At 65.7% G+C, this 25124-nt stretch carries 21 protein-coding genes; 13 read left to right on the top strand and 8 right to left on the bottom strand.

The genetic code is table 11. The features are described 5' to 3' along the window. Nucleotides 1-135 precede the first annotated feature (135 nt). A complete protein-coding gene (locus tag AC1DB1_RS03035) occupies nt 136-3495 on the bottom strand; it encodes a LamG-like jellyroll fold domain-containing protein (RefSeq protein ID WP_477199739.1) in 3360 nt (1119 codons plus the stop codon). A 370-nt stretch (nt 3496-3865) separates the two neighbouring features. Here AC1DB1_RS03035 and AC1DB1_RS03030 point away from each other — a divergent pair, with 370 nt between their 5' ends. From AC1DB1_RS03030 to AC1DB1_RS02980, 11 genes are all read left to right on the top strand, one after another. After that, nucleotides 3866-4882: a LacI family DNA-binding transcriptional regulator gene (locus AC1DB1_RS03030; protein ID WP_271176790.1), complete on the top strand. Its 1017-nt coding sequence runs from the start codon at nt 3866-3868 to the stop codon at nt 4880-4882. 121 nt (nt 4883-5003) lie between these two features. Further along, the gene (locus tag AC1DB1_RS03025; protein WP_271176791.1) at nt 5004-6011 is read left to right on the top strand and encodes a LacI family DNA-binding transcriptional regulator; all 1008 of its coding nucleotides are present in this window, start codon (nt 5004-5006) and stop codon (nt 6009-6011) included. Between the two features lie 66 nt (nt 6012-6077). Further along, nucleotides 6078-7328 (top strand): sugar ABC transporter substrate-binding protein, encoded by a 1251-nt coding sequence (locus AC1DB1_RS03020; RefSeq protein ID WP_477199738.1) that lies wholly within the window; start codon nt 6078-6080, stop codon nt 7326-7328. 165 nt (nt 7329-7493) lie between these two features. Next, nucleotides 7494-8330 (top strand): carbohydrate ABC transporter permease, encoded by an 837-nt coding sequence (locus tag AC1DB1_RS03015; RefSeq protein WP_271176793.1) that lies wholly within the window; start codon nt 7494-7496, stop codon nt 8328-8330. Next, complete coding sequence (locus tag AC1DB1_RS03010; protein WP_271176794.1) at nt 8327-9145, top strand: carbohydrate ABC transporter permease; 819 nt, start codon at nt 8327-8329, stop codon at nt 9143-9145. Before AC1DB1_RS03015 ends, AC1DB1_RS03010 begins: the two co-directional genes overlap by 4 nt. A 4-nt stretch (nt 9146-9149) precedes the next feature. Continuing rightward, nucleotides 9150-10874, top strand: a complete 1725-nt coding sequence (locus tag AC1DB1_RS03005) for an amylo-alpha-1,6-glucosidase (protein WP_477199737.1) — start codon at nt 9150-9152, stop codon at nt 10872-10874. Beyond that, nucleotides 10871-12781 carry a glycoside hydrolase family 127 protein gene (locus AC1DB1_RS03000; protein WP_477199736.1) on the top strand — a complete coding sequence of 637 codons (1911 nt, stop codon included), beginning with the start codon at nt 10871-10873 and terminating at the stop codon, nt 12779-12781. The genes AC1DB1_RS03005 and AC1DB1_RS03000 overlap by 4 nt, the downstream gene beginning before the upstream one ends. A 150-nt stretch (nt 12782-12931) precedes the next feature. Continuing rightward, a complete protein-coding gene (sigJ, locus tag AC1DB1_RS02995; protein ID WP_271176797.1) occupies nt 12932-13867 on the top strand; it encodes an RNA polymerase sigma factor SigJ in 936 nt (311 codons plus the stop codon). 80 nt (nt 13868-13947) lie between these two features. Continuing rightward, entirely contained in the window at nt 13948-14412 is a 465-nt protein-coding gene (locus AC1DB1_RS02990) for a VOC family protein (protein ID WP_477199735.1), read from the top strand. Continuing rightward, nucleotides 14409-15038 carry an LUD domain-containing protein gene (locus tag AC1DB1_RS02985; RefSeq protein WP_271176799.1) on the top strand — a complete coding sequence of 210 codons (630 nt, stop codon included), beginning with the start codon at nt 14409-14411 and terminating at the stop codon, nt 15036-15038. Before AC1DB1_RS02990 ends, AC1DB1_RS02985 begins: the two co-directional genes overlap by 4 nt. A 72-nt stretch (nt 15039-15110) precedes the next feature. Beyond that, complete coding sequence (locus AC1DB1_RS02980) at nt 15111-15560, top strand: YybH family protein (protein ID WP_477199734.1); 450 nt, start codon at nt 15111-15113, stop codon at nt 15558-15560. A 26-nt stretch (nt 15561-15586) separates the two neighbouring features. Here AC1DB1_RS02980 and AC1DB1_RS02975 read toward each other — a convergent pair whose 3' ends face one another. After that, nucleotides 15587-16546 (bottom strand): zinc-binding dehydrogenase, encoded by a 960-nt coding sequence (locus AC1DB1_RS02975; protein WP_271176801.1) that lies wholly within the window; start codon nt 16544-16546, stop codon nt 15587-15589. A gap of 85 nt (nt 16547-16631) precedes the next feature. On the opposite strand from AC1DB1_RS02975, the gene AC1DB1_RS02970 reads away from it, so the two are divergent. Further along, nucleotides 16632-17207, top strand: a complete 576-nt coding sequence (locus AC1DB1_RS02970; RefSeq protein WP_477199733.1) for a TetR/AcrR family transcriptional regulator — start codon at nt 16632-16634, stop codon at nt 17205-17207. 63 nt (nt 17208-17270) lie between these two features. On the opposite strand, the gene mmsB is transcribed toward AC1DB1_RS02970, so the two are convergent. From mmsB to chvE, 3 genes are all read right to left on the bottom strand, one after another. Further along, entirely contained in the window at nt 17271-18446 is a 1176-nt protein-coding gene (mmsB, locus tag AC1DB1_RS02965; protein ID WP_271176803.1) for a multiple monosaccharide ABC transporter permease, read from the bottom strand. Then, nucleotides 18443-19987 (bottom strand): multiple monosaccharide ABC transporter ATP-binding protein, encoded by a 1545-nt coding sequence (gene mmsA, locus AC1DB1_RS02960; protein WP_477199732.1) that lies wholly within the window; start codon nt 19985-19987, stop codon nt 18443-18445. Before mmsA ends, mmsB begins: the two co-directional genes overlap by 4 nt. Before the next feature lie 73 nt (nt 19988-20060). After that, nucleotides 20061-21188: a multiple monosaccharide ABC transporter substrate-binding protein gene (gene chvE, locus AC1DB1_RS02955; RefSeq protein WP_309297482.1), complete on the bottom strand. Its 1128-nt coding sequence runs from the start codon at nt 21186-21188 to the stop codon at nt 20061-20063. A gap of 368 nt (nt 21189-21556) precedes the next feature. Between chvE and AC1DB1_RS02950 the strand changes: the two genes are divergently transcribed. Next, entirely contained in the window at nt 21557-22585 is a 1029-nt protein-coding gene (locus tag AC1DB1_RS02950; protein ID WP_477199731.1) for a LacI family DNA-binding transcriptional regulator, read from the top strand. Between the two features lie 171 nt (nt 22586-22756). On the opposite strand, the gene AC1DB1_RS02945 is transcribed toward AC1DB1_RS02950, so the two are convergent. From AC1DB1_RS02945 to AC1DB1_RS02935, 3 genes are read right to left on the bottom strand one after another with little or no spacing between them, the layout of a single operon-like run. After that, nucleotides 22757-23041 carry a hypothetical protein gene (locus AC1DB1_RS02945; protein ID WP_477199730.1) on the bottom strand — a complete coding sequence of 95 codons (285 nt, stop codon included), beginning with the start codon at nt 23039-23041 and terminating at the stop codon, nt 22757-22759. Beyond that, nucleotides 23038-24321 (bottom strand): sugar ABC transporter permease, encoded by a 1284-nt coding sequence (locus AC1DB1_RS02940; protein ID WP_271176807.1) that lies wholly within the window; start codon nt 24319-24321, stop codon nt 23038-23040. Before AC1DB1_RS02940 ends, AC1DB1_RS02945 begins: the two co-directional genes overlap by 4 nt. Continuing rightward, complete coding sequence (locus tag AC1DB1_RS02935; protein ID WP_271176808.1) at nt 24318-25070, bottom strand: ATP-binding cassette domain-containing protein; 753 nt, start codon at nt 25068-25070, stop codon at nt 24318-24320. Before AC1DB1_RS02935 ends, AC1DB1_RS02940 begins: the two co-directional genes overlap by 4 nt. Between the last annotated feature and the right edge of the window lie 54 nt (nt 25071-25124).

The following is a 25124-nucleotide window of genomic DNA, read 5'->3' as shown; positions in this document are numbered from 1 at the left end:
GACCGAAGGCGATGGGACAGGATGCGCACAGCACGCTGATCGGATCAAAGCGGCCGGTCGCCGTCACAGCGTCGAGAACGCACAGAACGCGGACGGGGTCTAACGAGCCCGCCCGCGTTCTGTGCTACTGCTCGACTATTTGACGACCGTGATCGTCATGGTCTTGCTGCTGGTCGTGCCGGCGGCGTTGATGAAGTCGACGCGGTACACGTAGGTGCCTTTGTCCTTCCCCTCCACCTTGAGCGTGGCGCTCTGCGCGTTCGGCGTCGCTGCGGTCAGGTCGCCCTGACCGGCGAGCGTGCCGTTCTCGTAGAACTTGTACGAGGTGGCATTGGTGCCCCACCACATGTTCGCCGTGACGGTGTATGTGCCGCCCCCGCTCCAGTTGTCATTGCTGAGCACCGGTGTCCCGGGATTCGCCTGCGTCACCGAGACCGTGGTCGCGGTGGTCGCCGTCGCGCCCTTGCTGTTGACGAGTTCGCCCGTGTAGACGTACTTGCCGTTGAGCTTGCCCTGTACGGGGATGGAGACGGACTGAGCGCCGACACCACCGAACGTGAGCTGCTTGGTTGCGATGAGCTTGCCGTTCTCGTAGAGGCGGTAGATCGATCCTTCTTCACCCCACCAGAGGTTCATGACGATGTTGTAGTCACCATCCTGAAGCCCCGTGTCCCAGCCGTTGTCGTTCGACAGCGCGGCCTGAGCCGGTTTGCCGGTCGCGCCATCGGGGACTGTGACCGGCGCACTCCAGCCCGAGGTCGCGCTCTCGCCCGCAGCGTTCACGGCGGAGACCGCGAACGTCGCCGTGTCGCCCGGCCAGACACCGGTGATCGACGCGGACGTGGCATCGCCGGAGACCGTCGCCACCGGGTCGGTGGCTCCCTGCCGGTAGATGCGATACCCGGTGATCGGAGTGCCGCCGTTGTCGGCTGACGGGGTCCAGCTGACCGTCACCGCGGAGGAGCTGCTGGTTGCGCTGACTCCCGTCGGCACCCCCGGTGCGCTCACGGAGTGGAGCGTCCAGAAGTGGTCGGCGGTTGCCGCATCCGTGGCGGATGTGTTCGTCGTGGCGGATGTGCCCGCGACCACGGCGCCGTTGCGACCGTTGCCCGACGAGTCGACGAGAGTCGTTCCGCCGGCCTCGTCGAACGCGTAGTGCACCACGTCGCCGCTTCCCGCCTGGCCGGACGCAAGCGTCGCGACCTCGGTGGCGCTGAGTGCCCGGCTGTACACGTTGAAATCGTCGACCGTCGCGTTGAGCGCGGGATCTCCGCCGTACTGCGACTTGCCGATGTAGTTCTTCGTGCTCTGGCCGAAGGCCGACGGGTGGATCGTCATGTTGGTGTTTGTCGCCACCACCTGACCGTTGACGTACAGCGTGCCGGTCGTGCCGGCCACCGTCACCGTGACGAGAGACCATTGGTTGAGCGGGAGAGTCTTCGCGCTGCTGTTCAGCCGCTGTTCCCCTCCGCCACCGGTTGTCGTGATCGCGTAGCGCAGTTCGGTTCCGTCGTTCAACGTGAGGAACATGCTCGCGTTGCTGCTGGAACCGATGTCGAACAGGCGCTGCCAGGTGGCGTTGCTCGCCGGGTTCACCCAGGTGGAGACGGTGTAGTCGGCGGTGAGGCTGCTGACCGCTCCGGTCGGCAGGGTCGCGTACGCGGTGCTGTTGCAGAACGACAGCGCCGCTCCGATCTTGCCGGTCTGACGCGGTCCGGTCGCGGTGCATCCCGAGGTCGACGAGCCGTCGGCCCACTGCACGACCCCGGCACCGGACGCCTTGCTCATCCCGTCGACCGCGAGCACCAGGCCGGTGCCGTAGTCCGCCAGTCGGTAGTTTCCCTTGCCGTCGGGGATGACCTGCCACAAATGATCGTCATCGCCGTTGTCCGTCCACACCACTGCGGGTGCGCCCGTCGAGGTCGACGCGCCCTGGATGCCCAGGACGAGGCCCGTCGCCGGGTTGACGACCTTGTAGAGACCCGAACCTGCGGCGACCAGCTTCCAGGTCTGGCTGCTGCTGCCGCCTGCAGCAGGCGTGCTCTGAACGGCGACTGTGCCGGATGCGGTGCCCGACGTCTTCGTGTCGAGTGCCAGACCGCTGTTGACGTTCGTGATCGTGTACGTGCCCGACAGATCGGTCGCATCCCCGGCCGGGGTGACAACCACGTGATAGCCGTAGGCCGGGTTCATGACGATCGGAACCGTGATCGACCCGTCCGCGCCCACCTGGTAGTCGGTGCTCGAGATCGTGGTGGGCGCTGCGACGGCTGTCGTGCGGCCGTACGACGGGGTGAACTCCACCTTGACGTTGACCTTGGCACCGAGGGCGAGCTTGTCCAGACCGGCGACGCGGATGCCCGCGGCTCCGGAGGTGCCGCCCGTGATCACGTCCACTTCCTTTTTATCGGCGGTCACACTGGCGGCCGCGTCGAAGTTGTTGTTGCCCGGTGGGGTGGTCGTGACCATGTCGCCGTTCATGTCGGCGTACCACTTGTAGAGCCAGTAAGCGCCGTTCGGGCTGCCACCCTGACCTGTCAGCAGATCGCCGAGCGCACCGGACTGGTTCCAGAACGCGAGTTCTGCGTTGTGGATGCCGAGTCGCTCGAACTTGGCGATATAGCCCACCAGCGAGCCGGGGATCCCGACCTCGGCGGGAGCCGCGTACTCCTCGATGTCGATGGGGCGACGGGCGATGCCGAGCGCATCCTCCATGGCCTCGACTTTGGCGACGTCGCCGGCGATCTTCGACGAGCTGATCAGCTCGTGCCACGCGAGAATGTCCGGAACGGTGTTGGTCGCGACCGCGTTGTTGAGGAAGTTCTGCATGTCGTTGATGTTGTCCGAGAAGCTCGGCCCCTGGATCGGGGTGGTCGCATCCTGGCTTCTGATCAGCCGGTAGGTGTGCGTCCAGAAGTCCTCGAACGTGCCGTTCGCGGCCAGCCAGGTGTTGTCCGACTCGTTCCAGGGCGCGTAGGCGGTCAGGTTCGTCATTCCTGACGCCTTGACCTGTTGGATCTGGTCGGTGACGACCTGATCCCAGGTGCTCCAGCTGAACTGATACGGCCAGCCCGCGTAGTAGTCGGACAGGCGGTCGACGACCTTGGCTCCGGCTGCCGCCGCCTTCTGCCAGGTCTTGCCGATGTCGCCGGAGCCCTGCTGATGCCCGCCGATGGGCATCATCACGAACGTGTTCGGCTTGATGGCCTGCACAAGACTGTCGGATGGTGTGGTGGCGTTCGCGAGCCCGTACAACGATCCTGTTGCGACATGGCTGACGGGCCGGAACGGCTGGTCGGCGTTGACGACGAGGGTGGATGCGGCCGACGGGGCCGCCTGGGCCGGCAACGCGCTCAGCACACCGCCCGCGGCGAGCATCGTCGTGCCGGCGATCCCTGCCGTGAGCCGGAGCATCGTGCTCCGTCGTCGCTGTGCGCGGACCTCTTCCGCTGGGCGGATCGGCGCTGCGCGCCGTGCCGCTGGTGAGATGGACATGCGTGGTCTCCGTCTTTCAGAGGATGGAACAGGCAGCGCATCGGATGCGCGTGCGAGAGTCGGCGGCGTGTGCCAGGGGACATGCAGCGGATGGAGCAGCCTTCGCCATCGAGGAGGTGCTTCACCAGAGATGCTCCCTTGCATCGCGTCGGCGGCGGTCGGTGCCTGCCGAGAGGATCAAATGTCGAACCGGTTCGACATGTGATGTTTGCAAATTAGACCCGTCCGAACGAATTCGTCAAGAGCAGTTGGCGAACCGATTCGACAGGCGGTTCGAAGCGCGGCGGCGAGCGATGCGAACCGTCGCGGCACCGCTCCCGGCCGGTGAGCACGCACCGTGGGACAATCGTGAGGATGTTCGAGGAGGAAGATGGCGGCCACGATCGGCGACGTCGCACGTGCGGCCGGTGTTTCACGAAGCACCGTCTCCTACGCGCTGTCGGGTAAGCGCGCGATCTCCGAGGAGACGCGGGATCGCATCCAGGCGGCCATCGCCGAACTCGGCTTCACGCCCAATGCCGGCGCCCGCGCTCTCGCTACGTCGCAGACGAAGGTGCTCGGACTGTATCTGCAGTTCCAGGAGGACGAGTTCGCGCCGGCGATGCTGCAGTACGTGCTTCCGGTCTCGACCGCGGCCCGCGAGAACGGGTTCGATTTGCTCATGGTCACCGACAGCGACGTGGCCGGTGCGGTGAAACGCACCACGTCGTCCGCGATGGTCGACGGCGTCGTCCTGCTCGACGTGACCTACGACGACGTGCGTCTCGAGGCTCTGCGTGAAGCGGTCCAGCCCGCCGTTCTCATCGGATACGCCCGCAACGGCGAGGGATTCGACAGCTACGACCTCGACTTCGGTGAAGCGGCCCGACTCGTCGTCGACCATCTGGCCGAGCTAGGGCATCGGGATGTGGTGCTGATCACGCCGCCACGCCACGTCTATGATCGCGGAGGCTCGTATGCCTGGCGATTCCGCGACGCGGCGATCGAGCGCGCTGCCCGCTACGGCATCCGGGTCTCGTCTCACTACGGCGATTCGCGCCAGCCGGCCATCGTCGAGGCGCTGGATGCGGCGCTCGCCTCCTCGCCGGAAGCCACTGCGCTCATCATCCACAACGACGCGACCATCGCAGCTCTGCCGTCGTACCTGCACGAACGGGGGCTCCACGCGCCGGAGGATCTCTCGGTCGTCGGCGTGTTCTCGCGCGAGTTCGGGCAAGCGTTCTCGCTGCCGTTCACCTCGGTGGAGACGTCGCCCGACCGGCTCGGGCAGGAGGCCGTGAGGCGGCTGATCCGGCGGATCGCGGGGGACCCGGACGTCGGGGCGCCCCTCGTGCGTTTCGTGGAGCCGGTGCTTGTCGACCGGGGGAGCACCCGCACGCTCGCCTGATCCGGCCGCATCTTGATGGCCCTCGCATGGTCGCATCGAAATTGTCGAACCGCTTCGACTTGTTTCCGTGCCCGGCGGGCGCTACATTGATCGAACCGGTTCGACGATGAGGAGGTGGAGTGTGGCGATCACGATCATGGACGTGGCGCGGCATGCGGGCGTATCGCCCAGCACCGTCTCGTACGCCATCTCGGGCAAGCGGCCCATCTCCCCCTCGACCCGCGCCCGCATCGACAAGGCGATCGTCGCCCTCGGATTCACGGCCAACGCGGGAGCGCGGGCGCTCGCGACATCCCAGACCATGGTCATCGGACTGCTCACGCAGTTCCACCAGGACGAGTTCGCGCCCGCGATGCTCCAGTACGTGCTCCCGGTCTCGGATACGGCGCGGGAACTGGGCTACGACATCCTGCTCGTGACCGAGACGGATGCGACCGGAGCGCTGCGCCGGGTGACCGGAACAGGCATGGTCGACGGCGTCGTGCTGCTCGACGTCGTGCACGAGGATCCCCGCCTCGACACGCTGCGTGCGGCGCCGCAGCCCGGCGCCCTGGTCGGGCTCCCTAAACGCACCGAGGGTCTCGACGTCTTCGACCTCGATTTCGGTGAGTCGGCGCGAATTCTCGTCGACCACCTGCACGCGCTCGGACACCGGGAGATCATCGTTGTCTCGCCGCCTCGGCACGTCTTCGACCGTGGAGGTGCATACGGCTGGCGGTTCCGGGACGCTGCGCTCGAGCGCGGCGCGCGTTACGGACTCCAGATCCATCCCTATTACGGAGAGGCTCAGCAGCCGGCAATCGGTTTGAGCATCAACGCCATCCTGGATGCACGACCCACGGCGACCGCGCTGATCGTGCACAACGACGCGACCATCGCGGCCCTGCCGTCGGTGCTCGCTACACGCGGAACCCGCGTGCCCGACGACCTTTCGGTCGTCAGCCTCTATTCGAAGGACTTCGGTCGAGCGTTCTCCCTGCCGTACACGGCGGTGGAGAGCTCGCCCGATCAGCTGGGCCAGCAAGCGGTCCGGCAACTGGTGCGGAGGATCGCCGAACCGGAGCTCGCAGGAGCACCGGTCACCCGGTTCATCGCACCCGATCTCACCGTTCGCGGAAGCACCCGATAGACCCGTGACCATGACAGCACATTCAGCTTCCCGAGCCACACAATGCACAATTCAAGGAGGAATACTGTGATCGCACACAAGCGCGCGCGCCTCATCGGCGCGGTGGTGCTCGCCGCCGCCGTCGTCGGTGGCGTCGCAGCCTGCTCGAGCTCCGGCTCGGGGTCCAGCGGCAGCGCTGGAGGCTCGTACACATTCTGGGATCCGTACCCCCAGTTCGACGCGTCGTCCGACTGGACGAAGCTGGTCGAGCAGTGCGGCACGGATGCGGGAGTCACCGTCAAGCGCACCGGTTACGACACCAGCGATCTGACCAACAAGGCCCTGCTCGCCGGTCAGCAGGGGAGCTCGCCCGATCTGCTGCTCGTCGACAACCCGGTCGTCTCCACCCTGGCGGATGCGGGCATCCTGACCAGCACCTCGGAGAACAAGCTCGACACCGCCGACATCCAGAAGAACATCCTGGCTGCCGGTGTGCTGGACGGGAAGACCTACGGAGTTCCGATCGGCGCCAACACCCTGGCCCTGTACTACAACAAGACTGTTCTGAAGGCAGCCGGCGTCGACATCGCCACTGTCAAGGACTGGAGCAGTCTCACGGATGCTCTCGGCAAGGTCACCGCCGCGGGCAAGAAGGGCATCACCTTCTCCGCGATCGGCACCGAAGAGGGCAGCTTCCAGTTCCTGCCGTGGTTCTGGGGTTCCGGCGCGAACCTCAAGCAGCTCGACTCCGACAAGGCCGTCCAGTCCCTCGCACTGTGGACCGACTGGGTCAAGAAGGGGTACGCACCCAACTCGGTGATCAACAACACGCAGACCACCAGCTGGCAGGAGTTCGCCACGGGTGACTTCGCGTTCGGTGAGAACGGCACGTGGCAGCTCGGCAACGTCAAGAAGGCGGGCATCGACTACGGCATCCTCACCGTCCCCGGCATCGACGGCGGAGCCGCTGCTGCACCGACCGGTGGCGAATTCATGACGCTTCCCGTCCAGAAGGACACCGCGCGGTATGCGACGTCGAAGAAGATCGCCGAATGTCTGACGAGCACGAAGAACTTCGTCAAGACCGACACGACCCTCTCGTACATCGCTCCGACAGAGGCTGCTCAGAAGGAGCAGGTCGCAGCCAACCCCGAGCTGAAGCCCTGGGTGGATGCGGTGGCCGCAGCCAAGGGCCGCACCAGCGACGACCTCGGCACCGACTATCCGAAGATCTCGCAGCAGCTGTGGGGTGCGGTACAGAATGCGCTGAGCGGTTCCCAGACGCCGCAGGCCGCACTCAAGGCAGCCCAATCCGCGGCCGAAGCGGCGACCAAGTAATCGAAACAACGCACCAAAGGTAAACCGATGACAACCACTCAGACAGTTCCTCCCGGTTCTGTCGCACACCCCGGTGGGGTGGCGGCCTCCGCCACCCCACCGCGGCCTCGACCCCGGCGCCGGCGATCCCCGCAGTGGGCCGCCTGGGCGTTCCTCGCTCCGGTAGTGATCTACCTGGCGGTGTTCTACGCCTACCCCCTGTATCGCAACATCGAGCTGAGCCTGCGCGACTACACGGTGCGCTCGTTCGTTCAGGGGGGTGCGCCGTTCGTCGGATTCGACAACTACATCAAGATCTTCCAGAACCCGACCTTCGGGCCGGCCTTCCTGCACACGGCTCTCTTCACCATCGTGTCGATCATTTTCCAGTTCACGATCGGCATGGCGCTGGCCGTGTTCTTCTACCAGAACTTCCGTCTGTCGGCGACTCTTCGCGCGCTGTTCCTCGTTCCGTGGCTCCTGCCGCTCATCGTCTCGGCGTCCACCTGGTCGTGGATGCTGAACAGCGACTCCGGCGTCGTGAACTCGGTGCTCAACGCATTCGGGCTGCACGGCATCAACTGGCTGACGTCGCCGGACTGGGCGCTCACGAGCGTCATCATCGCGAACATCTGGATCGGCATCCCGTTCAATCTGGTGATCATCTACTCGGGTCTTCAGAACATCCCCACCGACCTCTACGAAGCGGCGTCGCTCGACGGCGCCAACGGGTGGCAGAAGTTCTGGCGCATCACCTTCCCGCTGTTGAAGCCGGTCTCGGCGATCACGATCCTGCTCGGCCTCATCTACACCCTCAAGGTGTTCGACATCATCTGGATCATGACCAGGGGAGGTCCCGGCACATCGTCGACGACCTTCGCGACGTGGTCGTATCAGCTCGGGTTCGCATCGACCCTGCCCGACTTCAGCCCGGCGGCCGCGGTCGGCAACGTGCTGATCGTCATCGCCCTGATCTTCGGATTCATCTATATCCGCACCCAGCGAAAGCAGGACATCGCATGAACGGGAAGCGTCCTTGGTGGAAGACGATCGTCGGGCTCGTTCTGACGCTCATCATGCTCTTCCCGGTCTACTGGATGATCAACGTCTCGCTCACGCCGACGACCGAGATGCGCAAGAGCCCGCCGAACCTGTTCCCCATCCATGCGACATTCGAGGGCTATCAGGCGGTGCTGAGCGACCAGCTCCCGTACCTCGGAACCAGCCTGCTGATCGGACTCGGAACGGTCGTGCTGACCGTCGCCATCTCGGCACCGGCCGCGTACTCCCTGGCGAAGCTGCGCCCGAAGGGTCGCGGAGCGATGAACTTCGTGCTGCTGATCGCCCAGATGATCCCGGGCATCATCATGGCGATGGGCTTCTACGCCATCTACCTGAACCTCGGCATCCTGAACACGCTCTGGGGACTCATCATCGCCGACTCCACGCTCGCCGTCCCGTTCGGCGTGCTGATCTTCAGCGCCTTCATGTCGGGCATCCCCGACGAGCTGATGAGCGCCGCGAAGATCGACGGCGCAGGCACGTGGCGCACGTTCCGCTCGATCGTGCTACCCGTCAGCCGCAACTCGATCGTCACGGTGTCGTTGTTCGCGTTCCTGTGGGCGTGGTCCGACTTCATCTTCTCGTCCACGCTCAACAGCGGCGGCACGATGCAGACGATCACACTCGGCATCTACAAGTACATCGGCAACAACAACCAGGAATGGAATGCCATCATGGCCACCGCGGTCGTCGCATCCATACCCGCCGCGCTGCTGCTCGTCATCGCCCAGAAGTACGTCGCAGCCGGCGTGACCGCCGGTGCGGTCAAGGACTGAGCCCGTGCTGCAGACCACAGACCTCGCACTCGACATCGACGAGGTGCCGTTCTCCACTCGCGGCGCCTGGATCGACCTCTCCCGAGTCGTGGGACTCCACCGGCGCTCCGACGATGTGCATCTGGTCACCCACCAGACGGGAATGCATCCGATTCTCGGGTTGATCCCGGTGGTGGGCGACGAACAGGTCTCCGCGGACACGGTCATGATGCCGCACGTGCTCGCCTGGCGTTCGTCCGCCGGATCCATCGAGGCCGTCTTCGACGGACCGAGCGCGATCCGCCTGCGCGGCACCGGGCTCGGGATGCGGTTCGTCGCGTCGTCGGAGCTCACGCCGTTCACCGGCGGCTACCTCTTCATCGACCCGTTCGACGGTTCGACAGTTCTCACGAGCTACGAGTCCGGGCGGCGCTACCGTCTCACGGTCGTGACCGGCGATTCCCGCGTAACCGGGGCCGGTGTCGTCGGAGCGGCGGAGCGGGACATCACCCTCGACTCGGCCGTTCCGTGGGAGATCGCGCTCGAGGAGTTCGAGACGGCCGCTTCTCCGTACGATCGCCGCTCGACCTTCGACGAGCTTCTCTCCCGGCAGCGGCTCGAGTTCCAGAAGTACGCCCGCGGAGTACTCGGCGACCCCGGGGAAAGCGCTGCACAGGTGAAGGCGGCGTACGTGCTCTGGTCGGCCACTGTCTCTCCGTCGGGTTTCGTCGGTAGAGAAGCGATCCTGATGTCGAAGCACTGGATGGACAAGGTGTGGAGCTGGGATCACTGCTTCAACGCCATCGCTCTGGCCGATGCCGATCCGGATGCTGCTCTCGCCCAGTTCCTGCTGCCCTTCGACCACCAGGACGCATCGGGCGCACTGCCGGATTCCATCACTCACTCCGAGGTGCTCTACAACTTCGTCAAACCCCCGATCCACGGCTGGGCCTTCGCCCAGCTGAGGGCGCGATCCGCACGACCGTTCACCGCCGAGGAGCTGAAGCTGGTCTACGGACGATTGGCCGACTGGTCCCGCTTCTGGCTGAACTACCGTCGGGCGCCAGGAGCACCACTTCCCTACTATCAGCACGGGAACGACAGCGGCTGGGACAACTCGACCACGTTCGACGCGTCTCGGGTGATCGTCTCGCCCGATCTCGCCGCGTTCCTCCTTCTGCAGCTCCGCGAACTCAGCACCCTGGCAGCCGTTCTCGATGAATCGGGCGACGAGTGGGACTCGGCCGCTGCGGCGATCGAGTCAGCCCTGTTCTCGGAGTTGTGGACCGGCTCCGGCTTCATCGCCAAGGATGCGGTCAGCGGTGCGACGGCACCGGCGACGAGCCTGCTGAACTCGCTGCCGATCGTTCTCGGTGATCAACTGCCGCACGACGTCGCCGCTGTTCTCGCGGCGACGATCGGAGAGCACCTGACGGAGTGGGGACCGGCGACCGAGCCGGTCGCCTCCGACCTCTATGAGAGCGACGGCTATTGGCGCGGTCCGATCTGGGCACCGTCGACCTTCCTCATCGAGGACGGATTGCGGCGCGCGGGTCACACCGACCTCGCCGACCGGGTGAGCAGCAGCTTCCGTGCAGCGTGCGAGCGCTCGGGATTCGCGGAGAACTTCGACGCGGTGACCGGCGAAGGCCTCCGTGATCGCGCGTACACCTGGACCGCGAGCTGCTACCTCACTTTGACGACCGATGCGGCACGCCGCAACCGTGCCAAGACTTCAGGAGAACGATGACCGACACCCTCGACGCGACCACGGCCGGTGGTCCGGTCAGCCCGTCCCGATCGGTCTTCCGGCCGCTCGGATCGGAGGAAGCGCGCATCGTCGGCGGCTTCTGGGCGCACAAGCAGGACCTCAACGCGACCACGATCATCGACCACTGCCTCACCTGGATGGAGCGCATCGGCTGGATCGGAAACTTCGACCGTGCCGCAGACGGCACCGTCGCCGATCATCACGACGGAATCGAGTTCGTCGACTCGGAGGTCTATAAGCTGCTCGAAGCGATGGCGTGGGAACTGGGCCGAAGCAACAATTCCGAACTCGACCGGACCTACCGCTCCCTCGTCTCCCGTGTCGCGGCAGCGCAGGAGCCGGACGGCTATCTACACACCTCGTTCGGGCGTGAAGGCCAGAGGCCGAGGTTCTCCGACCTCGAATGGGGTCACGAGCTCTACTGCTTCGGGCACCTGTTCCAGGCAGCGGTCGCCCGGCTTCGAACGGGGCACGACGACCTCATCGTCGACGTCGCCCGGCGTCTCGCTGACCACGTGTACATCGAGTTCGGGCCGAACGGCCGCGACGCGATCTGCGGGCATCCCGAGATCGAACCGGCGCTCGCCGAACTAGGACGAGCACTGTCGGAACCCCGGTATCTGGAGCTCGCCCGTATCTTCATCGAGCGCCGCGGCCGCGGCCGGCTCAAGACCACACTCTTCCAATCGAGCGAGTACTTCCTCGACGACATCCCCGTGCGAGACGCGAACGTTCTGAGAGGTCACGCCGTGCGAGCGGAGTACCTCGCGGCCGGTGCCGTCGACGTTGCGACCGAGTTCGGTGACGCCGAGCTGCTCGACGCCGTGAAACGTCAGTGGACGAACACGCTGGCTGCGCGGACGTATCTCACCGGCGGAGTCGGGTCGCATCACCAGAACGAGGAGTTCGGAAGCGACTTCGAGCTGCCCGCCGATCGGGCTTACGCGGAGACCTGCGCTGCGATCGGATCGGTGATGCTCAGCTGGCGGCTGCTCCTCGCCACCGGCGAGGCCAAGTATTCGGACCTGATCGAGCGCACCCTGCTCAACGCCGTACTCGTATCACCGAGGGAGGACGGGAAAGCCTTCTACTACACGAACACCCTGCACCAGCGAACCCTCGGGTCCGAACCCGTGGAGGACGAGCTGAGCGAGCGTGCCGAAGCGAGTCTCCGGGCGCCCTGGTTCGAGGTCTCGTGCTGTCCGACCAACGTCGCCCGCACCCTGGCGAGCGTCGCGTCCTACTTCGCGACGGCGTCGTCCGATGGCCTGCAGCTCCACCAGTTCGGCGACCTCGATGTCGCGACGTCCGTCAACGGCTCGCCGGTCCGGCTGCAGATGCGAACACTCGGCTACCCCTTCGATGGACGCGTCTCGATCACTGTGGAGGCGGACGACGAGCTCGAGTTGAGCGTGCGCATCCCGTCGTGGGCTCGGGATGCTGCCATCACGATCGGCGGGGGAACGCTCGCCGCCGCTGACGGGTACGTGCGCCTGCGGAGGCGCTTCGACCCGAACGAGCCGCTGCTGCTCGACCTTCCGCTGGCCCCGCGATTGACATATCCCGATCCCCGCATCGATGCACTGCGTGGCACCGCCGCCGTCGAACGCGGCCCGCTGGTGCTGTGCGTCGAATCGACCGACCTCCCCGCGGCGCTGCAGGTGGACTCCGTCAGCCTGAGAACCGGCAGCCCGCTGCGGGAGACGCCGGACGGCGCCTCGGTGTCGATCGCGATCACCGAGCCTGGCTCCGCGGTGTGGCCGTACGGCTCATCCCCGTCCGCCGACGGACGATCCGAGACGACCGTCGAACTTCGCCCCTACTTCCAGTGGGCGAACCGCGGACCGAGCACGATGAGAGTCTTCCTGCCGCTTGCCGGCGAATAGCTCCTGTTGCCGGCGAATAGCTCCTGGCCGCCATCGAAGTCATCGGCGATGGCGGCCAGGTCCCTAGCGGCAACGTCGGCGCGCCGGTCACGACAGCGCGCGATGATGATGGCGATGGCTCACAGTAGGACCCGTTGCTTCGTCGAAGAAGTGGAGGACATCGTGAACGACAGACAAGGACGTACAGACGAGGACGTGCCCAGGGAACACTCCGTCCTCGCCGAGCAGCGGTCATTGCTGAATCTGGCTTACCGGATGCTCGGCTCCCTTGCCGACGCGCAGGATGCCGTTCAAGAGGGATACGCCCGGTGGTACGGCCTTTCCGCTGAACAGCAGGAGGCGATCACATCGCCGGGCGCCTGGCTGAACACCGTCGTCAGTCGCGTATGCCTCGATCTGCTCGGCTCGGCGCGCGCCCGACGGGAGCGCTATGTCGGCGAATGGCTCCCGGAACCCGTGCCTGATGCGGTCGAGTGGCACGGCGGCGGGGCAGGGGACCCTCGTGATCCGGCGGACCGGATCACGCTCGACGAGTCTGTCGACATGGCCTTCCTGGTGATACTCGACTCGATGACTCCCGCCGAACGCGTAGCGTTTCTCCTCCACGATGTCTTCCGGTTCCCGTTCCCCGAGATCGCCGAGATCGTGGGGCGCACACCGGCGGCCTGCCGCCAACTGGCGTCTTCGGCCAGGCGTCGGATCAAAGATGCCAGGCCGGCTGCGGTTCCCGCGGCTGAACGGGCAGGAGTCGTCCGGGAGTTCAAGCGAGCATGGGAGTTGAAGGACATCGGTGCGCTGATCGAAGTCCTCGACCCGTCGGCTACAGCCGTGGCGGACGGCGGCGGCCGTGCCACTGCGTCGGTAATCCCTATCGAGGGTGGCGAGCAGATCGCCCGCTACCTCGTCGCCCTCGCACAGCGAGCCGGTGCGTTGGCGCTGCTCGAACGTACGGTCAACGGCCAGCCGGGCCTCGTCGCGATCGACGAGGGCGTCACGGTCGCCGTGTACGCATTCGACATCGCGGAGCACCGTGTCCAACGGCTCTGGGTCATCAGGAACCCCGAGAAGCTGCGCAACTGGGCCTAGGCCGGGAACCGTCCCTCACATTCCGCAGGCTGCGTCGTCGTACTGATGAAACGACTTGTTCACGACCCCCGGAGGAAGATATGGATCCGTCGACCACGACAACACCTCACTTCGCATTGCATCTGATCGTCGACGACATCGAGCGCAGCATCGCATGGTACGAGCAGGCTCTGGGCGCGACGGTGACCCGGATCCTTCGCCTGCCGGATGGGTCCATCGCGCCTGCTGACCTGCGCGTGCACGGTCTGCAGCTCGCTCTGGCTGAGCCGGTTCCGGGCACGACGCTGGCCGCTCCCTCCTCGACCGGGGTCTCCGTGGCTGCCTACCGGCTCGGTGTCGACGATGCCGACGCGGCGATGCAGCAGGCGGTGGCGGGCGGGGCGGTGGTGAGCGCTGACGTTCATGACGCGTTCTGGGGTGTCCGGACGGGTGAGGTTCTCGACCCTTCCGGGCATCGCTGGGCGTTCGATCAGCACCTGCGGGAGGTGCCGGACGAGGAGATCGAGAATCGCCTGGCCGAGCTTCAGCAGCGGAAGCCGTCATGACCGGCGTGACGCCGGCCGCACTCTTCACCGAACCGGCATCCGCGTCTCGGTTGGAACGGGTCGCCGATGCCCTGAGTGCTCGGGGGTTCGCCGCTGAAGTGCTCGATGGTCCGGATGCGGCGCGAGTTCGCGTTCGGCAACTGATTCCCGAAAGCGCCAGTGTGTTCACCAGCGCGAGCGAGACGCTTCGTCTCTCCGGCATCGAAGGCGATATCAATGCCAGCGGCCGCTACAACGCGCTGAAGCCCCTCGCGGTGAGCATGGACCGTGCCACCCAGCTGAACGACATCCGACAGCTGCTCGCCGCGCCCGACGTCGTCGTCGGCAGTGTCGCAGCCGTCACGGAAGCGGGCTCGCTAGTCATCGCTTCCGCAACCGGAAGTCAGCTGCCCTCATACTCCGGAGGCGCTGCCAACCGGATCTGGGTCGTGGGAGCGCAGAAGATCGTTCCCGACCTGAGCACTGCGTTGGAGCGCATCGAGCAACACTGCCTCCCGCTGGAGAGCGGTCGTGCCCAGGCCCTTTATGGCGCGCCGAGTGCAGTGAACCACGTCCTCGTCCTGAACGCAGAGCCGCAACCCGGTCGCAGCACAGTACTACTGCTGCGCGCTGCCATCGGATTCTGATCCGGCCGGCATGACAAGCACGATGACACACGAATGAGCGGGAGGAGTGGAGCAATGCCGACACAACACGAGGTGGACGAAGCCGCGATCCGACGCCAGGTCGACAGGCTCGCATACTGCCTGCATGCGAAGGATGTCGAAGGCTTACGCCGGCTGTACACAACGGACGTCGTGTCCTTCGACATCGACCCGCCGCTGCAGCATGTCGGGCTCGACGCGAAAATGAAGAACTGGGAGAACGCGTTCGCGTTCTTCGACGAGCTCGCATACGAGATCCGCGATTTCACGGTGGTGGCGAGTGACGATGTCGCATTCGGGCACGGCTTCGGCCGGTTGAGTGGGACGCTGAAGAACGGGGTGGCGACAAGCGGGATGTGGGTTCGCGCCACATTCGGCTTTCGGAGACTCGGAGACGGGTGGGTGATCGCCCACGACCAGGTCTCTGTCCCGCTCGACATCGCAACCGGCAACGGCGTCACCGATCTGGAGCCTGCGACCAGGAGCACCGACGAGCCGGAGTGAGTCCGCACAATGTTGGACCGAGTCGGTCATGGGGTCAGGACGATGCGGCCGAAGACGGTGCCCTCGTCCATGAGGCGGTGCGCCTCCGCCGCACGCTCGAGCGGCATGATCGCGTGGACGACGGGGTGGAGTTCGCGGCGCGCGGTCGCCTCGAACAGTTGGGTGCGAGCGGACGATCGCGTGGACGGGGCGATGGAGGCGAGGCTGAAGGTGGCGACGGATCGTGACTCCTGGAAGCTCTGTAGGAGGCGCATCCCGAAGTCCGCGGGCGGGAAGCCCGCCACAGCGCCGACGAGCACCATGCGGCCATTGGGTGCGAGCCGGTCGATGAAGGTCGGCACGGCGTCGCCTCCGACGATGTCCACGATCACGTCGAACCGCCGGACGATACCGCCGCTGCCGTTGCCGGATCGGTCGAGCACGTCGGTGGCTCCGAGTGCCGCGAGCCGCCGCCCGCGCTCCGCGGATGACGTGGTCACGGCGACCACGGACGCTCCTCCGCGTGCGGCGAGCTCCACCGCGGCAATGCCGATACTGCCCGCCGCGCCGCGGATCAGGACCGACTCGCCGGAAGCGAAGGGTGCTCGGGCAAGGGCGAACCTGGCGACGGTGGCGGCGCTGCCGATCGTCACGGCGTCCACCGGCGACAGGCCGGCGGAGAGCGGGGTCACGTCGACCGCCTCCGCGACGACGAGCTCACCGTAACCGCCCGCCGTGCCCGTGAACGCCCAGACGTGCTGACCGATCCATGAGGGAGCAACGCCGGCACCCACGCCGATGATCGTGCCGGCGACCTCGCTGCCAGGGATCATCCCACGCGGGTAGCCGGAGCCGAGCGTTCCCCGCCGGATGACCGCGTCGACGCCGCCTACCCCGATCGCCTCCGTCTCGATCAGCACCTGCCCGGCGCCAGGTTCTGGTGCGGGGAGATCAACCACCGCCATCCCGCCCGGGTCGCCGAATTCCTGGATCGCAATCGCACGCACGTGTTCTCCTTCTCGCTGCGGTATTCTCTTCACGGTAGTGGACGCCCCCGTCCGCTTGGCCGAAGTGAGAACGACAAGAGGGTGCATGACTCAGATGCTCCGCGCAGATGCGCAGGACAACCGGGACCGCATCCTCACGACAGCGCGCACGCTCTTCTCGGAACGCGGCCTCGACGTCGGGATGCGCGAGGTCGCCCGCCGCGCTGAGGTCGGCCCCGCCACGTTGTACCGTCGGTTCCCGACGAAACAGGCACTGATCGACGAGGCATTCGACATCGAGCTGGCAGCGTGCCGCACGATCGTCGAAGAAGGCTGCGCCGATCCCGATCCGTGGCACGGCTTCACCACGGTCATCGAGCGCCTGACCGCCCTCAACGTCCGCAACCACGGCTTCGTCGACGCCTTCCTCTCCGTCGGCCCCGGCGCAGCTGTGTTCGCCCAGCATCGACGCGAACTGCTTGGGATGCTGGGCGGCCTCGCCGCGAGGGCGAAGAGGCGAGGACGACTGCGGCCCGACTTCACGATCGACGACCTGGTGCTCCTACTGCTCGCCGGCCGCGGGCTGGCATCCGTGTCCGCGCCTAGCCGGGATGCGGCAGCGCGTCGGTTCGCCACGCTCGCCGTCGACGCCTTGCGGGCAGAACGCGACGCGACCCCCTGAGGATGAGCCTGCTGGCGGGCTTGCGGGTCGGCTGCCGGCTGAGTCGACCGGCAGCCGACGGGTTCACACCCCGACCGAGCGACGCTTGTTGTACACGTCGAACGCGACGGCCGCGAGCAGTACGAGCCCCTTGATGAGCAGCTGATAGTCGCTGTCGACGCCCAGGATGGACATACCGTTGTTCAGCACGCCGATGATCAGGCCACCGATGATCGCGCCTGGCACCGTGCCGATGCCGCCGGTGACCGCGGCGCCACCGATGAACACCGCCGAGATCGCGTCGAGCTCGAACCCTGTTCCTGCGCTCGGACTCGCCAGATTGAGGCCCGCAGTGAACACCAGGCCGGCGATCGCCGAGATCACCCCCATGTTCACGAAGAGCAGGAAGGTCACCCGCTTCGTCTTGACGCCGGAGAGCTGCGCGGCCGCCAAGTTGCCACCTATCGCGTAGATGTGCCGTCCGAATACCGACCGGTTCATGATCGCCGTATAGCCGACGACCAGCGCGCCCAGGATGATCAGCACGATCGGCGTGCCGTTGTAGCTCGCGAGCAGGAGCGTGACGATCATCACGAGCAGCACAAGGAAGACGACCTTGAGGAGGAACCACCAGATCGGTTCGTCCTCGAGATCGTATTTGCGGCGCACCAGGCGTTGACGGACGGCCCCGGCAACGATCGCGATGGATGCCAGGAGGCCGATGATCAGTGTGAGCGGTTCGTAGCCCGACGTGCCGAACGTGGGGAGGAAGCCTGAGCCGATCGCGCGGAACTCTTTCGGGAAGAAGGAGATCTGCTGGTTGCCGAGAGCGATCTGGGCCGCGCCGCGGAAGACGAGCATGCCCGCCAGCGTCACGATGAAGGCCGGGATTCCGAAGTAGGCGATCCAATATCCCTGCCAGGCGCCGACCAGAGCCCCGAGCACGAGGCAGAGCACGACGGCGAGCGGCCACGGAAGGTGCCAGGTCGAGATCATGACGCCGGCCATGGCGCCGATGAATGCGACGACGCTACCGACGGAGAGGTCGATGTGCCCCGCGATGATCACCATCACCATGCCGACCGCCAGAATCAGGATGTAGCTGTTCTGGACGATGAGGTTGGAGACGTTGATCGGCGCGAGCGTGATGCCGTTGGTCGTGATCTGGAAGAACAGCACGATCACGATCAGTGCGATGAACAGGCCGATCTGGCGGAGCTGGCTGGTCAGGTAGTTGAGGGCGGTGGTGAGCGCTTTCATGCTGTGGTCTTCTCGCGTTCCTGGGTCATGAGTTGCATGAGGTATTCGGCGGTTGCCTTCTCGCGGGGGACATCCGCCGTGATGCGCCCCTCGCTCAGGGTGTAGATGCGGTCGCAGATCCCGAGGAGTTCCGGCAGTTCGGACGAGATGACGATGATCCCCTTGCCCGCATCGGCGAGCCGGTCGATGATCGTGTAGATCTCGTACTTGGCGCCGACGTCGATGCCGCGGGTGGGCTCGTCGAGGATGAGCACGTCGGGGTCGGCGTACATCCATTTGGACAGCACGACCTTCTGCTGGTTGCCGCCGGAGAGCTTGCCGGTCAGCGTGGAGACGCTCGGCGTCTTGATGTTCATGCTCTTGCGGTAGCCCTCGGCGACGGTGCGCTCTTTGAGTTCGTTGACGAACTTGAGCCAATCGACGAGCTTGTCGAGGGCGGCGATCGAGATGTTCCGCTGGATGTTGTCGATCAGATTGAGTCCGTAGCGCTTGCGGTCTTCGGTGGAGTAGGCGATGCCGTTCGCGATCGCCTTCGAGACGGTGCTCACCGAGATCGGTTCGCCGCGTTTGTAGACCTGGCCGCTGATGTTGACGCCGTAGCTGCGCCCGAAGACGCTCATCGCGAGTTCTGTGCGCCCGGCGCCCATCAGCCCGGCGATCCCCACGATCTCCCCGGCGTGCACCGTGAGATTCGCTCCGTCGACGACCTTGCGCGTGCGGTCGAGCGGGTGGTGCACGGTCCAGTCCTCGATACGCAGGAGTTCCTCGCCGATGTGCGGCACGTGATCCGGGAAGCGGCTCGCGACATCCCGGCCGACCATCCCCTTGATGATCCGGTTCTCACTGGTGTCGTCGCCGCGCATCTCGAGCGTCTCGATCGTCTTGCCGTCGCGGATGATCGTCACCCGGTCGGCGATCGCTTTGATCTCGTTGAGCTTGTGGCTGATGATGATCGACGTGATCCCGTGCTCCTGGAGCTGGCGGATCAGCTCGAGGAGATGCGCCGAGTCGTCGTCGTTGAGGGCGGCGGTCGGCTCATCCAGGATGAGGATGCGCACTTCTTTCGAGAGCGCTTTCGCGATCTCGACGAGTTGCTGCTTGCCGACGCCGATGTCTTTGATCTTCGTGATCGGGTTGTCGCGCAGCCCGACCCGTCGCAACAGTTTGCCGGCCTCGAGGTTCGTCTCGTTCCAGTCGATGAACCCGCCGTGCTGCCGCTCATTGCCGAGGTAGATGTTCTCGGCGATCGAGAGGTAGGGCGACAGCGCGAGCTCCTGGTGGATGATCACGATGCCGGCTGATTCAGAGTCATTGATCGACTTGAACTCGACGGGTTCGCCGTTGAGGAGGATCTCGCCGTCGAACGTGCCGTGCGGGTACACCCCGGACAGGACCTTCATGAGCGTCGACTTGCCTGCGCCGTTCTCGCCGCAGATGGCATGCACGGAACCCTCTTCGATCGAGATCGAGACATCTTGCAGGGCCTTGACGCCGGGGAAGGTCTTCGAGATGTTTCGCATCTCGAGAATCGTGGTGGACATGGTCTCCCTTGCTTCGTCGCGTGCGGGTGGGCGTGGCCGATGACCACGCCCACCCGTCTGATGCCCGGCGGGGCTACTTCAGGTCGGATTCCTTGTAGTAGCCGCTGTCGATCAGCACCTTCTGGTAGTTGTCCTTGGTGACGACGACCGGCTGGAAGAGGTAGCTCGGCACGATCTTGGTCTTGTTGTCGTAGCTCTTCGTGTCGTTCACCTCGGGCTTCGTGCCGGTGAGGATGTCGTTGGCCATCTTGGCGGCCTCATTGGCGAGCTGGCGGGTGTCCTTGTAGATCGTCGAGTACTGCGTGCCGGCGATGATCTGCTTCACGCTGGCGACCTCGGCGTCCTGGCCGGTGATGATCGGGAGCTTCTTCCCGCCCGACCCGTAGCCTGCGCCCTCGAGTGCGCTCAGGATGCCGTCGGAGAGTCCGTCGTACGGTGAGAGCACGCCCTGCACGGCTGCTCCGCCGGAGTACGACTTGGCGACCAGGTCCTGCATGCGCGCCTTGGCGGTCGCCGGGTCCCAACGCAGGATGGCCACCTGGTTGAACGCGGTCTGCCCGCTTTTCACCACGAGAGTGCCGTCGGCGATGTACGGCTTCAGCGTGTCCATCGCCCCGTTGAAGAAGAACGTCGCGTTGTTGTCGTCGGGGCTACCGGCGAAGACCTCGATGTTGAACGGACCCTTGGCTCCGGTCTTGTTGCCGGAAGCGTCGAGAACGCCGAGACCGGTCAACAGGGAGTTGGCCTGGTAGACGCCGACTTTGTAGTTGTCGAACGACACGTAGTAGTCGACATTCTTGTCGCCCGTCAGCAAGCGGTCGTACGAGATGACCTTGATGCCCGCCTTCGCTGCCGCGTCGAGCTGGTCGGTCAGAGAACCGCCGTCGATGGAGGCGACGATGAGGACCTTCGCGCCCTTGGTGATCATCGTGTTGACCTGCTGCACCTGCGTGGGGATGTCGTTGTTCGCGTACTCCAGATCGACTTTGTAGCCGTTCTTCTCGAGGTCGCTCTTGACGGCGTTGCCGTCGGCGATCCAGCGCTCGGACACCTTGGTCGGCATCGCGACGCCGACCAGCGCGCCCTTGTTGTCCGTGCTTCCTTCGCCGGATCCCGTCGCCGGGCGACCGCCGGAACATGCAGCGAGCATGATGGCCACGCTGATAGCAGCGGCCCCGATCGCGATTCTCTTGAACTTCACTGTGATTCCCTTCCAGAGAGGTAGTGGGCCGCGCGCAGATCGCGCGCGGATTCCAGTGATCGGGAAACGGTCCTTCGCGGTGCGGGCAGTACCTCGGCGGCGTCGTGGAGCGAATCGCTTCCTTGCAACTCGTGGTCCATCGTGTGTGCGACTCCCTCGTCGTCCGCTAGGTTTGTCCCAAATCTGTGACCGGTCCCAGAACGGTAAGACGTTATGCCCCATCTCACCCACGCGTCAAGCAGCACGCCGCAAGTCGTCTCCGACGGGCGCCCATCGGCTGTGGGCCGCGCGCCATCCGTCGGCTCTAAGATCAGCACATCACCGCGAGTGCCGGCGTCGCCGCCGCACCGCCCGGAACCGGAGCAGGTATGACGGACAAGGTCGAAGACGGGTCCTCCCGCCCGCTGTCGATCCGCGACATCGCCCGGCTCGCCGGCGTCTCGCGCCAGACGGTCTCCCGCGTGCTCAACGGGGAGCGATACATCAAGCCGTCGACCGAGGCGCAGGTGCGCAAGGTCATCGACGAGCTCGCGTGGCGCCCCAACAGCGCCGCGCGCGCTCTGGCCACGTCCCGGTTCAAGACGATCGGGGTCGTCGTCACGGCGCGATCCCACTATGGGCCCTTCAGTGCTGCGGCGGCCGTCGACCAAGCGGCACGAGCGCGTGGGTACGCGATCGTGTCGGCGACACTCGCCCGTGAAGACGAGGCGAGTCTCGCCGCGGCGCTGGACACGTTTCTTGCGCACGGCGTCGACGGAGTGGTGATGATCGCTCCGCAGCAGCGGGCTCACGAGGCGCTGCAGCGTGTCTCGATCCGGGTGCCGTTCATCAGCCTCCAATGGCGGGATGCGCCCGGTGAGCGGGTCGTCGCGTTCGACCAGCGGGAAGGAGCGAGGCTCGCCACCCGACATCTCCTCGAGCTCGGCCATTCGCGCATCCTGCACCTAGCGGGTCCCCAGGACTGGAACGAGGCGGAGGAGCGGATGCACGGATTCCTCGAGGAGATGTCGTCATGGGACATCGCCCCTCCGCCGCCCGCGCTCGGGGACTGGACGTCCGATCTCGGCTACGACGTCGGGCTCAAGCTCCTTCGTCCGCGCGACTTCACCGCGGTGTTCGCCTCCAATGATCAGATGGCTCTCGGCATCATGCACGCCGCGGCGGATCTCGGGCTCTCGGTCCCCGGCGACATCAGCGTCGTCGGCTTCGACGACATCCCCGAGGCGAAGCATTTCTCGCCCCCGTTGACGACGGTGCGTCAGGACTTCAGCCTGCTCGGCATCGGTGCGATCGACCTGCTCATCGCCGAGATCGAAGGCTCGACCCCGCCCGAGCCGGCCCACTTTCCGGTGCCGGAATTGATCGTGCGCACGAGCACCGCTGCGCTCATGCCTTGATAACCCGCGCGAGCTTGCGCGCAGAATTCCGTGGGCTGACGCGCCGCGACGCCCCCGTCTGAGCCTGAGCCCTGATCCACCGCCACGACTGCAAGCGTCCGGGCTGGCGGCAGCCCGTCAGCGAGGGCTAGATACGGCCCTGCGTAGCGTGCGAGTACATGCGCCGGACCGCTAACGGAACACTGCTCTGGCCGAGACCGCGACCGCTATGTCCGCCTCCATCAGCAGCAGGTGCAGCGCGACGGTCCAGTCCTCCCGGTCCGCCCCGCCGATGGACTCATCCCCGGGGCACCGTGCCTGGTAGCCGTTGCCCCATTCCCTGACGATACCCGCGTACCGGCCGTTCACGGTGACCGACCACCTGGCGTGACCCAGGTACCCGAGCGCGACCTCGACGTGGCCATCGAGCACGGCCACTTCGAGGCCCACATCCCCACGAGGCAGACGGGCGTTCATTGTCTGATGAGTGAACCGCCGGCCCGACGCCGCGACAGCGCATCGACGGTCGCGGCGAGAATGAGGACGCCGCCCGTGACCAAGAAGTTCACGCCGCCGGGGAGGTTGAGCAGGCCGAGACCGTTCGTGATGACGGCGATCACCAGGGCGCCGATCGCGGCGTGGATGAGCCGTCCGCGTCCGCCGAAGAGGCTGACGCCGCCGACCACCGCGGCCGCGATACCGCTGAGTACGATGTCGCGGCCGAACGCCGCATCCACCGACCCGACCTTGCTCGCACTGAACACGCCGGAGACGACGGCGAGGGTGGAGCACACCGCGAAGGCGGCCCACTTGATCGCGATCACCTTCACGCCCGCACGGCGGGCGGCCTCCGCGTTGCCACCGATCGCGTATATGTAGCGGCCGAACCGGGTTCGATCGAGCACGAACGTGCCGAGCCAGAGGATCGCGAGAGTGATCGGAACCACGATGGGCACGCCGGACACGGCGAGGAAGCCCGTGCCGCGGTCCTGATTGAGGAGGGCCACGACAACTCCGCCGGCGACGGCGATCGCTATGAGACGAGCCCACACCAGGGCGATCGTGCGATTCGGCACACCCGCTCGCGTGCGTCGACGGCGATCGAAGTAGGACGTGCCCGCGGAGACCAGAAGCATGATGGCCAGCATCACCCACCCGCCCCAGGTGGGGAGGTTGCTGTTCTGGATCGCCAGGATCTCGGCCTGCTGGATGCGATAGAGGCCGCCATTGCCGATGATGATGAGCTGCACCCCTTGAAAGCCGAGGAACAGACCGAGGGTCACCACGAACGAGGGGATCCCGACGCGGGCGACGAAGAACCCGATGAACAGGCCGATGATGACGCCGGCGACGAGGGCGACGATGAGCGCCACGATCCAGTTCATGGCGAGGCCACCTGGGTCGGAGAGCACGACGAACAGAGACATCGCTACGCCCGAGGTGACACCGGCGGAGAGGTCGATCTCTCCGAGCAGGATCACGAACACCAAGGCCATCGCCAGCATCACGAGCGTTGCCGCCTGGGTCAGGAGGTTCGCGAAGTTGCGCTCCGTCAGGAAGTACGGGCTGAGCAGAGTGAACAGGATGCTCAGCACAATGAACCCGGCGATGGCGGGGAGCGCGCCCATGTCGCCATTGCGGAGTCGCTGCAGGTAGGCAGTCACCTGATCGCGGAGGTTGCCCTCCTGGCCGCTTCCGATGAGGTCGGGCGGCGACGTCTCCGGCGCGGGGGTCACTGATTCTTCGAGTGCGCTCATCTCTCTGCTCCCGTGTAGGTCTTGCTGCCGGTGATGTATCCGACGACATCGTCGCTGGTCGTCTTGGATCTCTCGACGGAGGCCACCATCTGGCCGAGGTAGAGAACGTTGATGTGGTCGGCGACTTGGAAGACGTCGACCAGATTGTGGCTGATCATCAAGACGCCGACGCCGCGTTCGGCAAGTCGTTTGACGAGCGAGAGCACCTGTTCGGTCTGTGCGACACCGAGTGCGGCCGTCGGCTCGTCGAGGATGACGACTCTGGCGGATTTGAGCACGGAACGCGCGATGGCGACCGTCTGTCGTTGCCCGCCGGAGAGCGACGACACCTTCTGCCGCACCGACTTGACCGTCCGCACGGACAGCGAGCGCAGGGTCTCGGATGCCTCGCGTTCCATCCGGCCCTCGTCGAAGGTGCCGGCGGCGAGTTCCTCGCGGCCGAGGAACATGTTCTGGACGATATCCAGGTTGTCGCAGAGCGCGAGGTCCTGGTATACGACTTCGATGCCCAGCCGTGCGGCCTCGCGAGGGTTGTGCAATGCGACGAGCTCGCCGTCGACCCTCACCTCGCCCTCATCGTAGGGTTGCACCCCGGCGAGGCCCTTGATCAGCGTCGACTTTCCGGCGCCGTTGTCGCCGACGAGTGCCGTGACCTTTCCGGGATAGATGCTGAGCGAGACGCCCTTGAGGACGCTCACTGGACCGAAGCTCTTCTTGACGTCGGTCAGTTCGATGATGGGCGAGTTCATGCCTGATTCCTTGATCTCGGACGCCCCAATCGCTCAGGCGTCGCGGTCCTCGTG

Source organism: Leifsonia sp. 10N434, from assembly GCF_056394405.1.
This window is presented reverse-complemented; position numbering and strand designations above follow the sequence as displayed.